A 13,808-nucleotide genomic window follows, 5' to 3' on the forward strand; every position below is an offset into this window, starting at 1 on the left:
GCTTGCGTCAAATTCAAACGACGAGGCTGTCCATTGGGCCACGCAACTGCGGCGATAAATTAGCGTGAGGTTTCACTTGGCTGTTATAGTGTTCAACTACCTGCTCCAACGTCGCAAATCGCCCGTCGTGCATGTACGGTGCCGACTTTTCAATCCCACGCAACGAGGGCACTTTGAACAGGGCATTTTGTGCAGCATTACCCGTGATTGCTCCTACGCCATTGTCAGTCGAAACAACATCTAGCCCATTGTTACGGGCTCCTGCTGCCGTAAACGTTTCTGTTCCGTGGCAAGCTCCGCAGTTACCTGACCCAAAAAACAATTGTTTTCCTTGGTTTTCTTCCACCGAAAAGTTGGCAAAATTAACATTAGCAGGATTTTGGTTTACTGCTAAAGCAGCCCTGCCTATTATGAAAGACTCATTTTTACAGATAAAAAAAGCGCCTTCCCAAGTCGTTTGGAAAGGCGCTTTGTAGGCGAGAACTCACGCTTACCTATTTTTAGTCAACAAAATCACGCACTTTGGGGCGCAAGAACAGCAGTTGCACTACCACTACCGCCAAAACGACTCCCGCTAACAGTGCAAAATCGCCTGCCAAGCCCCCCGAATCAGTTGATTTTCCCAACCACTCGGTGATAAGTGCCCCCGCCATAATTCCCATCATGTTCATAAAACCGTAGCCCGTAGCACGGTATTTGGGCGAAACGAATTGACATAAAATTGGCATATTGTTGCCATCAAACATCCCAAAACCTAACCCAAAACAAATACCTGCCGCAATCGCGTGGGTAATCGTTGTGCCATACGCAATGAGTAACAACGCAGGGATAGTCAACACCAAACCAATGATACTTGTATAAATACGCCCCCGCAGATGCTTTTGCACCCAACGGTCTGACAAATAACCTCCGATGATAACCCCGATAAGCGATGATAAAGAAGTCGTAATCGTGGAAAGTGGGCCCGCTTGACCCATTTCAATGTTTAACTTATCCGCAAAGAGCGTAGGAAGCCAGTTTTTTACCGCCCATCCTGGCAAACTTGGCACCGAGAAAAGCAGCAAAATCAGCCAGAAAGCAGGGTTTCCAAGCAATACACCGAGACCTTTGAGCAATGGTACTTTTTCCTGACTCTTGAGGCTTACCGTTTCTTCAATTAGTTCACTTTTATTTTTTTCTCGTAAAAAAACAATCAACACCACCGCATAAGCCATCCCAATCATCCCAAAAGCCTGAAACGCTGTATTCCACGAAAACTTGTCGGCGATGGTCGCTCCAAAGCCTCCTAAAGCTTGTCCCATATAGTTTCCCGAAAGGTGAACTCCAATCGCCATGGAACGCGTACGTGACGAGTGAAAATCGGCAATCATGGCCAAACCCGTAGGCATATAAAGCGCTTCGCTGACTCCCATCAAGGCACGCAAAACGTATAATTGAGAAAAAGAAGTAGCATAACCCATCGCAAATGTCACTCCCGACCAAACAAACAAACTTCCGACAATCAACCACTTACGATTCAATCGATCCCCAATCATCCCTGCTACGGGGCTCATAAAAGCATATACCCATAGAAACACGGCCATCAATCGGCCAAAATTAGTGGCTTGTTGCAGTTCGGCAATGTCGATTTGCATGGAAGGCCGCATGGTTGCCAACATCTGGCGATCCATGTAATTGAGTAATGCAACGACCCACAGCAGGCCGACCAAAATCCAAGGGTAACGGGAAGACTTCGTCATTAGTTTTAATAGAAAGGTTGAAGGTTAAAAGATGTTCGTTAAAAATATACGCGCCATCCCCTAGTAAATACTATTGAGTGCGTATTTTACTTTAAATTGCTACCGAAATTAAACCCTTACCTCCTTCCATTCATGCGTCTGTTCATCACATTTCTATTCAGCTTAACCACCTTTCTTGCCTCCGCCCAAACGAAGTTGGTTTGGTGGAAGCCTTCCGACAGTAATTTCCCCGTTATCGACGGCCAAGCGTGGTCTAGCGAAATGCGCGACACCATCCAACGTTTTCCACCGCGCGCCGAAGCCAACGTCCGTAAGGCTGTTTGGAACCTCTCACGTAACAGCGCAGGGCTTTCGATTCGTTTTGTAAGCAATACCGACCAAATCGTCGTTCGCTACAAAGTAACGGGCGCTATCAATATGCCCCACATGCCCTCTACAGGTGTGAGTGGCGTAGATTTGTACGGCATTGATAGCGACGGAAATTGGCAGTGGGCCAACGGCAAATACAGCTTCAAAGACACAGTTCAGTACGTTTTTGCCCAGCTTCGCCCCAACGACAACTACCACAAGCTCGGCCGCGAGTATCGCCTGTTTTTGCCTTTGTACAACAGCGTTCGCAATCTGGAGATTGGCGTCCCCGAGGGTAGTTTATTTAAAGTATTACCTCAACGCCTCGAAAAACCGATTGTGGTTTATGGAACGTCCATTGCCCAAGGCGCTTGCGCTACCCGCCCAGGCATGGCATGGACAAATATTTTGTCTCGAAAGCTTGACCGAACGGTCATCAACCTTGGGTTTTCGGGCAACGGTCGTTTGGAGAAAGAAGTCATCGACCTTATCAATGAGCTTGATGCCAAAGTGTTTGTGTTGGATTGTTTGCCCAACTTGATTGTCCCCATCGTGGATCACCAAGAACTCCAAAAAAGAATCGTCGCATCGGTCAAATCCATTCGCGCCAAACACCCCAACACGCCAATTTTACTTACCGACCACGACGGCTACACCGAAGGCTATTTGATGCCTCACCGCCAGCCCTTGTTTGAGGATGCCAACAAAGATCTGCGCGAAGCTTTGGCACAATTAGCCAACGAAAAAATTACGGGCGTGTATTCGTTGCCCATTTCCGACATCAACATCGACCACGAAGGAATGGTGGACGGGACGCACCCCAACGACATCGGGATGATACGCTACGCCGAGGCGTATGAGAAAAAGCTGCGCGAAATCATGCAGGAACCTGCTGGGACAATCAAAACGCAAATTCCCACCCGTCAAAACCGCGAACCAGGCAGCTACGTGTGGGAAGACCGCCACTACGATATGCTTCGGTTGAACCAAACTGACTCCCCTAAAGTGGTTTTGATAGGCAATTCGATTACCCATAATTGGGGTGGAAAACCGCTCAACAACCGCATTAAAGGAGTCGATTCGTGGCAGAAGTACGTCGAACCCTACCAAGTGCGCAACTTTGGTTTTGGCTGGGACCGTGTCGAAAACGTGCTGTGGCGCGTCTATCACGATGAGTTTGACGGCATTGCCCCCGAAAAAATCATCATCAACATCGGCACCAACAACCTCCAGCTCAACACCGACGACGAAATTGTGCAAGGCCTCCGTTTTTTAGTACAAGCCATTCATACACGTCAGCCCCAAGCCAAGATTACGCTGTTGGGTATTTACCCTCGTCGTGAACAAGAGGCTCGCGTAGCCACGCTCAACAAAGCCATCCAAGCCATGACCAAAGCCGAAAAAGTAGGGTTTTCGGACATTGGTAAAGGGTTTTTACAAAAAGATGGAAAAATCAATGAGAGCTTCTTTTCGGACGGACTTCATCCCAGCGCAGCAGGCTATGAAGAAGCTGGCAAACGCTTAGAGCAGGAGTTGTTGAAGAAGTAAATGAGTTAAAGCGGGCATTCCATCATTAAACAACTATACTTTCAAATTAAGACTGCTCAAACAATTTTATCGCTCATAATTTTCTTATTTTTGAGCGATAAAATCAAAAGCTATCGCTCATGCAATGGATATGGCAACATTCCGATTGGCCTCATTTTGAGTATAATCACTCGAAACTGTATGAATATGAACTTGAGTTTCATAGAAATTCAGGGCAATTCATCGGAAGCATTCAGCACTTAAATAATGCTCACCAAGAAGCCATCAAAATTGACATTTTATCCCAAGAAGCGGTGTCCACTTCTAGTATTGAAGGAGAAATACTAGATCGGGACTCCGTACAAAGTTCTATTCGTAAACACTTAGGGTTAAAAACAGACTACCGAAAAGTGGCACCCAATGCCGTGGGTATCGCTGAAATGATGGTTGACTTGTACTTGCATTATAACCAACCCCTTAACCATCAAATGCTATTTGAGTGGCACAAAATGCTCACGAACGGTCGTCGCGATTTAATCAGCATTGGCACTTATCGGCAACATGAAGAACCAATGCAAATTGTATCTGGTAACTTAGCTACTCCTAAATTATACTATGAAGCTCCACCTTCTTTTCGTGTCAAGTATGAAATGGAAGCCTACATAGATTGGTATAATACGCTGACGTCAACACATCAGCAACTGCCTGCACTAGCATTCGCAGGAATCGCCCATCTTTATTTTGAAATGATTCATCCATTTGAAGATGGAAACGGTAGGATTGGGCGGGCACTGGCCGAAAAAGCCATTTCTCAGCGTCTTGGTTATCCTGCTCTCACCTCATTTTCTAAAGTTATTGACCTTAACAAAAAAGCCTACTACAGCGCCATACAAGCTTGCAATCATCGACTTGTGATTGATTCGTATCTTACCTATTTTGCTCAACTTACGCTAGAAGCACAGCGTTACACCCTCAAAATCGTAGAATTTACCATCAACAAAAATAAATTTTATGCCAATTATCTAGCTCTTCTTAACCCAAGGCAGGTAAAAGTAATAAACAGAGTATTTGAAGAGGGCGTTGAAGGGTTTAGAGGAGGACTCAGTGCAAAAAACTATCAAGTGATTTCGGGAGCTTCTCCCGCTACAACCACCCGTGACCTACAGGAGTTAGTAGCCCTCAACGCCTTCTTCAAAACGGGCGAATTAAAACATACACGGTATTTTTTAAATCTTTAATTGACAACTTTATTTCATCTTCAACTATACTCTCACAAATCCCGTTTCTATGAACATCAGACCCTTTATTTCGAGCGCTTTGGTAGCGCTAAGTTTGGGCGTTTTTGCTCAAAAAAAATCAAATGATTTTAAAGTTATTGGCTATTATGTACCCAATATCCCTGCTGAACAAATTCCCGTGGATGTTCTGACCCACGTCAATTTTTCGTTTGCAATTCCTGCCAAAACGGGCGACTCCCTCGAACCACTCCGAAATCCTGAGGCACTTCACAGCTTAGTACGGTATTTGCACCAACACAACATCCAAGTGTTTATCTCCATCGGTGGTTGGGGTATTGGTGATGGCGGCGGAGATGATACCCGATTTCACAAAATGGCCGAACGTGCCGAAGGTCGTCATACGTTTGTCCAACACGTCATGAAATTTGTTCGTACTTATAAAGTAGATGGCGTGGATTTGGACTGGGAATACCCTGACGAAGACTCCCCCTCGGCCGACCATTACGTAGCCCTCATGAGCGAACTCGGTGATTCGCTCCATGCCCAAGGCAAAAAATTGACTGCCGCCGTGATTTCTTACGGTAAAAAAGGCTATGGAATGAAAAAGGAAGCCCTTGATAAAATGGATTGGGTCAACGTGATGGCTTACGACGACGACTACGGCCCCAACTATATCCGCGCCCATTCTCCTTATTCTTTGGCCGTTAAAAGCTTAGATTATTGGACAAAAGAACGCGGAGTTGCCGCGAAAAAAGCCATTTTGGGACTACCATTTTATTCTAAAAAAGGAATGGGAAATTATGGCCCCGATTATAAAGGTTTGCTAAAAGACGGCGCAAGTCCTTACGATGACTATTGGAAAGGCGCTTTTTATAACGGTATTCATACGATTGAGCTTAAAACCAAGCTGGCCAAAGACCGAGGATGCGGTGGTGTCATGATTTGGGAAATTTCGTGCGATACCAACGATGAGTTCTCGCTGCTTCAGGCCATTAAACGAGGGTCAAAAAAATAAGCTTGCCCTGTCCTTAATTATAATTATCCCCCTCTTATTCAGTCCCCAACGGAGTTTTTCTGTTGGGGACTTTTTGTTTTTATATCTTCAAATCTAATTAGACGAAGAGATAATAGGCATATTTCTTTTGGTATGTCAAGATTAGATTGTTTACAAATAGTAAAAAAAAGTTTCGATTTCATGTGACGAAACATACTAATCCACGTCATCCATCTACCCATTATACATTTAATACCCTATTTTTCACCAAACTTTGAAAACCATGAATTCACATCCTTTCACATCGGCTCCTGAGCTTCCTAAAAATCAGGACTTAACAGTATGTTTACAAATTGAACAGCAAGACACACAAACCCTTCTTTCATTCTTGTTGTCCAAACAAATTTCGTTTGAGTTAGTCTATCATCCTGTACTTTCGTCGTCCCTTAAAGCAGGAGTTTCTGTACTTCCATCCGCTGGTTATGTACCAAAGGAAGAATCAGTATCAGCCGTCCCATCTTCTCACCTAAGTACACGTGAAAAAATTGAGTGGGCTTACGACTATTATATTCAACGAAAACATACCCAAAACGTCCCTGCTGAAACGGAGATTGCGTCACAGTTAGAAATAGCGACCAGTCAATTCCGCAGCCTTTTTAAGAAAATCTACGGCAAAGGGTTTTATCAACTTTACCTTGAAAAACGAATGGAGTACGCCAGCAAACTTCTCCGTAAAGGTCTCAAATGCAATGAAGTAGCCAAAATGGTTGGCTATGGCAGTAATTCGGCCATTAAGTTTAACAAAATGTTCCAAAAACACTTTGGAGTGACACCCAAAAAGTACCAACTCCAACACGCCAGCTAATCACTTTTAAGCGTTTCTCATACACACACCGTTATTAGTTTTTAATCATTTACCAAACAAGCGTAGCCACTGATTTAGCTTCCAACGTAGGCATTATTTGCTTGTTTTTATGACGAACATTAAACGTCATTGGCTTATCGCTTTCATTGATAACAATGAGTACCGTTTTGCCATCTGGTGTCTTAAATGCGACATTTGATAAGCTCATTGTGACGTTTGATGCTATACGTACGGAATTGGGTCGGACAAGTTTTGATGCGTGCGCAATGATATAGTAAGCGGGATTCCGAACCACCGTTTCGCCAATAGTTAGCGCTCCTAAACAAGCCGTACATCCACCTTCGGTATAAGGCTTTTGTTGGGGATCGGCGGCTAAATTCCACTCCAAAACGGTTTTACACCAATTGCGCGGCGCTCCAATGACTAGATTTTTAACATGCCACATCAAATCACCCCCAAAATTAGCAGGCGCACCTATCCACTGTTCCGTAAAATAGAGGTTTTTGTCGGGATGGGCTTCGTGTACATCCCTCAAACTCTCGATGTTTCCCCCGTACAAATGAAACGCAGAACCATCGATGTACCGACGCGCTTCCGGGTCATTTAAAATGCTAATGGGGTAATCGGGGCGATCGGCGTTGTGGTCATAAACCAGAATTTTGGTTCTAATATTGGCTTTTTTAAAGATAGGCCCAAGGCTCTTTTTGATAAAAGCGGCTTGTTCATCTTGCGGCATTAATAAACTTGGGTTATTTCCTGGATGGAGGGGTTCGTTTTGCACCGTGATTGCGTCTATTTGAATCCCTTCTTTTTGCATTTCTTGAATATACTTTACCAAATATTGGGCATACACATCGTAAAATTCGGGCTTCAAACTTCCTCCTTTCGAGGCAGCGTTGGTTTTCATCCAAGCGGGCGGCGTCCAAGGTGAGCCCAGTATTTTGAGCGAGGGCGCTATCAACAGTATCTCTTTCAACACAGGAATAAGTTCTTTTCTCTCTTCTGCCAACGTAAATTTCGTCAGTGTCGGGTCGGTTTGGCCCGCTGGTAGGTCGTTGTACGTAAATACATGATCACTCAAGTCGGATGCTCCAATGCTAATGCGCAAATAGCTCACGCCAATATTATTTTGATCCGTGGCAAAGAGTTCTTTCAGCAATTTTGCACGCTCAGTAGGCTTCATTGCTGCCAACAACTGAGCACTTCCTCCCGTAAGAGTATATCCAAAGCCATCCATTTTTTGAAACGTCTTGGTGTCGTCAACGTAAATACTGGGAAGCGTGTTGGTCGTAGTACCAAACGACAACCTCTCGGCTTGTTTTTGAAAAAGAACCGATTTATCTGCTTTTGTAAGCCAAAATTCCGCTTGTTGGGCTTGGCTAGTGAGTGCCCATAATAAAAGCACAATACCCTGCATTTTTTTCATCATGATAGTTGGTTAAAATTGATAGGTTATGAAACAAGACAGCCCCGAAAAATGCGTTTTTTCGGGGCTGTATGGATATTTTTCTGTAACGATTACAATCTGCGAATCCAGATGTTACGGAACTGAGTCGCGTTATTGTGATCTTGGAGGTGAATTACATCCTCTCCGTGTGCTTCTGGATAGTGGTGAAGACCAATGTAAAGTGTTAGACCGTTGATGGTGGTATTGTTTTGTACCAATACACCATTCAAAAAGACAGTAATACGAGCAGGAGCATCCAAACGACCATCTGGCTTGAAACGCGGTGCTGTATATACCACATCATATACATTCCACTCCGACGGGCTACGCATTGGATTTACGAGCGGTGCATGGTCTTTGTAAATACTTCCTGCTTGCCCGTTGCGGTAGGTACGGTTTTGGTACGAATCCAAAATTTGCAACTCATAACGGTCTTGGAAGAAAACCCCACTGTTACCACGGCCTTGGCCTGCACTTTCAACTTTATCAGGAGCGCTAAACTCAAGGTGTAATTGGCAATCACCAAATTTCATTTTAGTTTTGATGTCACCACTTTTAGGCACTACTTCGAGGTAATCGCCATTGACAATTTTCCAAGGGGCAGGGCTACCATCTTTGGCAGAAACCCACTGAGATAAGTCTTTACCATTAAAAAGGATGATAGCATCCGAAGGTGCTTCGCCAAGGTTTTTAGCTGGAGTAACAGTCGCTACTTCAGGCTCCCAAATTTCAGTCATTTCGGGTTTCATTGGCATGGGCGAAACCGCAGGAGGAGTACCTGGATAACCTTGTGCAAAAGCAGCAGCAGCACAAGCGACGAGCGACGCAGTAAGAAGCGTTTTTTTCATCATGGGTGTATTAGAAATTAAAAGTTTTACGAATCAAACAACCTTTTTTTCTACAAAGTCAAACGGTTGGTCTTTTTAACGTTCTCTGCGCATTAATCGCATACAAAGATGCTTAAATAATCGGGCGATGATGACGTAATCTGTTTTAGGCTGAGGCTTACGTCTTGGGGAAGTATTTTAGTCAAACGTTTTTGTAACTGCGTAGCCGTCTCTTTTTCAACGAGTTCGTAACGAATTTGACTACGGGTTATTTTTAATTCTTTTTTTCGTGATGACGACAACTGCGTTGTTTTTACCTCATATTCTTTATAAGCGGCCAACTCCTCAGCCAGTTGATCAGCCAATGGTTCTGCCCCTGCATCATAAAAAACCTCAATGACCCACTCTTTTCGTGGACTGGTAATTTTACTAATCAATGAGGCTTTTTTCGTCGGTGTTGTAGTCGTTTTTATTTTTTCTGGTTTGGGCGAACTTTCGGGATTCATAATGGCTGCAACGCCCGACACCAGCCCCAGCACCAACGTCAGGCCCATAAACATCCGAATCGAACGCAGCATTTCGGGGCGTGGCTTCGGACGGCTACTTTCACGGTTGAGCAAAAAAAACGATAAAATAAACGCAATCGCGCTCAATCCTGAAATACCGTACTTGAGAAACTCTGCCAGCTCGCTGACTTGAAATTGCGCAAAAACCATGTAGTGGGGTGTTATGACAAATTGAAGCGGCAAATAACGCGCTTTCGCGCTTTTTTTACAACCTTGACGCCACAAACTCAACAATCCAACGCGCCACCAAGACACTATCTAAGGACTGAGATAAGCTTTCTAGTCCTTGTTGGGTTTTGGTTTCGCCAATTCGCTCCACCCGCGACCGCATCAACGCTTCTTCGTAAGGAACCGTAAATTCAGGATGCGCTTGTACGCCCAACATCCGCTGGCCTACTTGAAACATGGCCACTGGGCAATCGTCAGCAGTAGCAAGTATTTGCGCATCGGGAGGTAACACCTGTACTTGGTCTTGGCACATCATCAATAAATTGACGTTTTGTTGAAAAGGCTGCATCCATTGTGGATAACTTCCCTCCAAAGGCAAACCTGAAACTGTAAGCTGTAAACCCGAAACTGTAAACCGATGCACACCCACGCACCAACCCACCGACGATTTTTGTACTTTTCCTCCCAATGCTTCCGCCAGAAGTTGATGCCCAAAACAAACGCCTACGTAGATTTTTTGGTGCGCGTACAAATCTGCCACAAATGCTTTTAGGGTATGAATCCAAGGTTCATCGTCATAGACCGAAAACTTAGACCCCGTGCTCAAGTACGCATCGCACTCATCGACTGACGCAGGAAAATGCCCATTGGAGACGTCATAAAAGGTAAATTCCCATTCGGGAGCAAGGGGTAGAAACAAAGTAGGGAACATATTTCGATAGTCTCCCGCAATGTGTCGAAATTCATCGCGAACGTGGTCGCACTCTAAAAGGCCGATTTTTATGGTGTTTTTCACTTTGTATATCACTTATTTCAATGTATAACCTACCCCCACTCCACCCCATAACAAGAAATTGCGGTCGATTTTCCCCCAGCTTTTACTATGTGTTATCGAAGGGTATGGGTTGTCTCCCTTATAGATACTTTTATCTTCCCAAAAAATAGAACTTAATGGAGTAAAGCCAACCTTAAAGAACCATCCACCTTCTGGCTTTTGAAAACGATATCCCACACGGGTAGTCACGAAGAGATACTGTTCTCGTTCTACAAGTTTATTCACATGATACTTCTCGGATGTAGGATCCATACCCATATCATCGAAAAATATCATTGACTTTTTCCAATGCTGTCTAAACTGGACATACGCCATTCCAATTCCTAGCTCAAAGAAATGAGATTCTCTTCCAAACAATAAACTCCCCGAAACAGGAACAGAATACATTTTTCGTCCATTGAGTGGAAAAAAGCCAAGCGCTCCATTGAGGGCTATTTTGTAAGAAGGGGCAGTTTTTACCAACTGGTCAACCCCAATCGACGTCAATAACCCCGTTCCTAAACCTTCCAAAAACAGGGTAGTACGCTGTTGCGCCTGCCCCACCTCAGCCAAGGTAATTATCCAGAAAAGCAACAAAAGTCTTTTCATAAAAGCTCGTTATGGCTACGAAAGTAAAATATCAGCAGGAATTCCTAATTGTCGATTCAATATCCGCATTATTTCCGCAGTTAGTGGCTTTTTTCGGTTTAGTATTTGCGAAACATATCCTTTGGAACCAATTAGTCCTACCAAATCTTTTGCTTTCATTCCTCTTTCGTCTAATGTCAATTTGATTGCTTCAATTGGATCTGGAGGTAGAACAGGATGATATTTATTTTCATAATCTTTTATTAAAACTACAAGTAACTCAACCTCGTCCCCTTCTGGTGTACCTGGAGCTGCATCAAAAATCTGATCAATTCGAAGAAGAGCATCGTTGTAATCTTTTTCGGTTTTCAAAACGTGGTTCATTTTATTTATTCTTTTGTGAATCAGAAGAATTTCTTCCGATTTGTAGAGTTAGTTTTTTCCTTTTTGTGACTTCAATCCTTGTTCTTCTGGCAATTACTCTGGAAGAATATCGCCATCGTCCAGAACCAGCTCATAATTAAGGTATATTAAAAATTTCAATCCCTAAATGATAGGATTTAACGTGGATTCGCAAATACTCTATATCCACTACTACAACAGTGGTTTCAATTCCAAAATGGTACGATTTTACGATGAGTACGTCATATTAAAATTGAATCAGTATTATTTTGAAAAATTAGTTAGTATCTCCCCTTTTAAAAGTAATCGCTATGCTATTTCATTCATGGATATATTCAATCGTTGCTGCATCAACAGAATTATATTCTTCATGTGTTCCAAACCATTTTATCATCATCCGTTTAAACTGAAAATTAACTCTAATAATCAGGCGATATCTATTCCCTACAACATTAAAAATAACTCGGCTATCTCCTACAACGCTCGCATTTCCATAAACAGCCTTTAACTCATTAAAATTATTAAACTCACTCTTCTCCAATTCTTTATATAGTTTTCGCAATGCTTCTCCTGCTTCAGGGTATTTTTGGATATAATAATTTAAAGTCCTTGTAGACAGCACATTTGCCATAACTTACTATTTTTAAAGCACTTACAACAACAACTTTATATAATTTGGCTGTTGAGTATTCAAAAAGTTTTCTAAAGGTAAACAAATTTGTTTACCTTTAGAAAACTTTTTGAAATTCTATTTATTATAATTAAAACCCTCCCACGCGCAAATGGAAAGACTTTGGTCGTGTAAGCGCTTCGTAACCTAAGGCCGACAAAGTACAACCACGCCCCGAATCTTTCACGCCTGTCCACGCCAATTCTGGGTCGAGATAATCGCAACGGTTCATAAACCACGTACCTGTTTCTATCTGGTTTCCAATGAAAAGTGCCGCTTCGGCATCCCCCGTCCACACCGACGCCGTAAGCCCGTAATCGCTGTCGTTCATCAACGCAATCGCCTCTTCATCGCTGCTCACTTTCATAATTCCGACGGCAGGGCCAAACGTTTCTTCCGTCATAATACGCATCGAGTGGTTGACGTTTACCAACAATTGAGGTGCTAAATAAGGAGTCCCTACCTGATTGCTTGGGAACAATGAAGGATCAATCAGTGCATTGGCACCTTGGCTTACCGCTTCGCGGATTTGCTCACGCACAAACTCTGCCGCCGACGTACGCACCATCGGACCAAGGTGCGTACCTGCATCAAACGGATTACCTAAAATGTATTTGTTGACCAAGTCCACCGCACCGTGTACAAACTCGTCATAGACTTTTTCGTGAACATAAATGCGCTCAATTCCACAGCACGATTGCCCCGAATTGAACAACGCCCCGTCCACAAGGTTTTCAACCGCAAATGCCACATTCCCATCCGCTCGAACGTAGGCAGGGTCTTTTCCCCCAAGCTCTAAGCCTGTTGCAATAAAACGCTCGGCTGCGGCCCGTTGTACTGCGTGGCCACCCGATACCGAACCCGTAAATGCCACAAAATCAACGCGAGAGTCGGCAATAATTCGTGCTACGTAGTCGTGGGTCGTATGAATATATTGAAACACGCCTTCTGGCAAGCCCGCCGCTTTGAAGGCTTCGGCGTAGCGCTCGGCGCAAAGGGGTGTTTGTTGCGCGTGTTTCAGGATAACGGTATTTCCAGACAATAAGGCAGGAATAACCACATTGACCGACGTCAAGTAAGGGTAGTTCCAAGGAGCTACGACAAAGACTGTCCCGAGGGCTTCGCGGCGAATAAAACGCTGGAAACCATCTCTTTCAGACACCGATACGTCAGACAAAGCCCCTATAGCGGCTTGCATCATATAACGCGCGCGCTCCTGAAAACCTCGACGGATTTCGTTGGGAGTATAAGCAATGGGGCGCCCCATCTGCCACGTTAGCTCAGTACCGATGGCGTCGGCATGTTCGATAAAATAAGCAACTGCTCGTTCACAAATGGCAATACGTTCCGACAGAGGAACGGCTTTCCATGCTTTTTGGGCAGCTTTGGCAGTAGTTAATACTGTTTCGATGTGGGAAGCTGTAACGTACTCGCGTTCTAAATAAACCGAGCCATCGACAGGAGAAATGACTTGAAACGTTTTCATCAGTTTGGTGACATATAAGTCCGAAAAATACGGGTTAATTTTTAAAATACAGCAAAGCCGCTACGCATACTACCTCCCAAAGGGTCGAATTTACCTCCGATGGTACTACTTTATTTTGTACATTTGAAA

At 44.0% G+C, this 13,808-nt stretch carries 14 protein-coding genes; 4 read left to right on the forward strand and 10 right to left on the reverse strand.

Annotation, left to right across the window (positions count from 1 at the left end):
* Positions 1-13: 13 nt before the first annotated feature.
* Complete coding sequence (locus K339_RS32375; protein WP_028522154.1) at positions 14-346, reverse strand: cytochrome-c peroxidase; 333 nt, start codon at positions 344-346, stop codon at positions 14-16.
* A 154-nt stretch (positions 347-500) separates the two neighbouring features.
* Positions 501-1,739 (reverse strand): MFS transporter, encoded by a 1,239-nt coding sequence (locus tag K339_RS0102270; protein ID WP_028522155.1) that lies wholly within the window; start codon positions 1,737-1,739, stop codon positions 501-503.
* Between the two features lie 132 nt (positions 1,740-1,871).
* Between K339_RS0102270 and K339_RS0102275 the strand changes: the two genes are divergently transcribed.
* The 4 genes from K339_RS0102275 (at position 1,872) to K339_RS0102290 (ending at position 6,711) form a co-directional block, all read left to right on the forward strand.
* A complete protein-coding gene (locus K339_RS0102275) occupies positions 1,872-3,635 on the forward strand; it encodes an SGNH/GDSL hydrolase family protein (RefSeq protein ID WP_028522156.1) in 1,764 nt (587 codons plus the stop codon).
* 119 nt (positions 3,636-3,754) lie between these two features.
* Positions 3,755-4,852, forward strand: coding sequence for a Fic family protein (locus tag K339_RS0102280; RefSeq protein ID WP_028522157.1), 1,098 nt, complete (start codon positions 3,755-3,757; stop codon positions 4,850-4,852).
* A gap of 49 nt (positions 4,853-4,901) precedes the next feature.
* Positions 4,902-5,867, forward strand: a complete 966-nt coding sequence (locus tag K339_RS0102285; RefSeq protein WP_028522158.1) for a glycosyl hydrolase family 18 protein — start codon at positions 4,902-4,904, stop codon at positions 5,865-5,867.
* Positions 5,868-6,129: 262 nt separating this feature from the next.
* Positions 6,130-6,711, forward strand: coding sequence for a helix-turn-helix transcriptional regulator (locus K339_RS0102290; RefSeq protein WP_028522159.1), 582 nt, complete (start codon positions 6,130-6,132; stop codon positions 6,709-6,711).
* Positions 6,712-6,760: 49 nt separating this feature from the next.
* On the opposite strand, the gene K339_RS0102295 is transcribed toward K339_RS0102290, so the two are convergent.
* The 8 genes from K339_RS0102295 to K339_RS0102330 form a co-directional block, all read right to left on the reverse strand.
* Positions 6,761-8,140 carry a glycoside hydrolase family 30 protein gene (locus K339_RS0102295; protein ID WP_028522160.1) on the reverse strand — a complete coding sequence of 460 codons (1,380 nt, stop codon included), beginning with the start codon at positions 8,138-8,140 and terminating at the stop codon, positions 6,761-6,763.
* 89 nt (positions 8,141-8,229) lie between these two features.
* Positions 8,230-9,006, reverse strand: coding sequence for a 3-keto-disaccharide hydrolase (locus K339_RS0102300; protein WP_028522161.1), 777 nt, complete (start codon positions 9,004-9,006; stop codon positions 8,230-8,232).
* A 92-nt stretch (positions 9,007-9,098) separates the two neighbouring features.
* Positions 9,099-9,701, reverse strand: coding sequence for a hypothetical protein (locus K339_RS0102305; RefSeq protein WP_037299004.1), 603 nt, complete (start codon positions 9,699-9,701; stop codon positions 9,099-9,101).
* Between the two features lie 55 nt (positions 9,702-9,756).
* Positions 9,757-10,515, reverse strand: coding sequence for a glutamine amidotransferase-related protein (locus tag K339_RS0102310; protein WP_229598681.1), 759 nt, complete (start codon positions 10,513-10,515; stop codon positions 9,757-9,759).
* A gap of 12 nt (positions 10,516-10,527) precedes the next feature.
* Entirely contained in the window at positions 10,528-11,142 is a 615-nt protein-coding gene (locus K339_RS0102315; protein WP_028522164.1) for a hypothetical protein, read from the reverse strand.
* A gap of 15 nt (positions 11,143-11,157) precedes the next feature.
* Entirely contained in the window at positions 11,158-11,493 is a 336-nt protein-coding gene (locus K339_RS0102320; protein ID WP_229598682.1) for a helix-turn-helix domain-containing protein, read from the reverse strand.
* Positions 11,494-11,842: 349 nt separating this feature from the next.
* Positions 11,843-12,154 carry a type II toxin-antitoxin system HigB family toxin gene (locus K339_RS0102325; protein ID WP_028522166.1) on the reverse strand — a complete coding sequence of 104 codons (312 nt, stop codon included), beginning with the start codon at positions 12,152-12,154 and terminating at the stop codon, positions 11,843-11,845.
* 130 nt (positions 12,155-12,284) lie between these two features.
* On the reverse strand, positions 12,285-13,679 hold the full coding sequence (locus K339_RS0102330; protein ID WP_028522167.1) for an aldehyde dehydrogenase family protein: 1,395 nt from the start codon (positions 13,677-13,679) through the stop codon (positions 12,285-12,287).
* Positions 13,680-13,808: the final 129 nt, after the last annotated feature.

The organism is Runella limosa DSM 17973 (assembly GCF_000482465.1).
GTDB lineage: Bacteria > Bacteroidota > Bacteroidia > Cytophagales > Spirosomataceae > Runella > Runella limosa.

Excerpts from the sequence above, each read along its gene's own strand:
- K339_RS0102270 (WP_028522155.1), bottom strand. The coding sequence starts at position 1,739 with ATGACGAAGTCTTCCCGTTACCCTTGGATTTTGGTCGGCCTGCTGTGG.
- K339_RS0102275 (WP_028522156.1), top strand. The coding sequence starts at position 1,872 with ATGCGTCTGTTCATCACATTTCTATTCAGCTTAACCACCTTTCTTGCC.
- K339_RS0102280 (WP_028522157.1), top strand. The coding sequence starts at position 3,755 with ATGCAATGGATATGGCAACATTCCGATTGGCCTCATTTTGAGTATAAT.
- K339_RS0102285 (WP_028522158.1), top strand. The coding sequence starts at position 4,902 with ATGAACATCAGACCCTTTATTTCGAGCGCTTTGGTAGCGCTAAGTTTG.
- K339_RS0102290 (WP_028522159.1), top strand. The coding sequence starts at position 6,130 with ATGAATTCACATCCTTTCACATCGGCTCCTGAGCTTCCTAAAAATCAG.
- K339_RS0102295 (WP_028522160.1), bottom strand. The coding sequence starts at position 8,140 with ATGATGAAAAAAATGCAGGGTATTGTGCTTTTATTATGGGCACTCACT.
- K339_RS0102300 (WP_028522161.1), bottom strand. The coding sequence starts at position 9,006 with ATGAAAAAAACGCTTCTTACTGCGTCGCTCGTCGCTTGTGCTGCTGCT.
- K339_RS0102305 (WP_037299004.1), bottom strand. The coding sequence starts at position 9,701 with ATGGTTTTTGCGCAATTTCAAGTCAGCGAGCTGGCAGAGTTTCTCAAG.
- K339_RS0102315 (WP_028522164.1), bottom strand. The coding sequence starts at position 11,142 with ATGAAAAGACTTTTGTTGCTTTTCTGGATAATTACCTTGGCTGAGGTG.
- K339_RS0102325 (WP_028522166.1), bottom strand. The coding sequence starts at position 12,154 with ATGGCAAATGTGCTGTCTACAAGGACTTTAAATTATTATATCCAAAAA.
- K339_RS0102330 (WP_028522167.1), bottom strand. The coding sequence starts at position 13,679 with ATGAAAACGTTTCAAGTCATTTCTCCTGTCGATGGCTCGGTTTATTTA.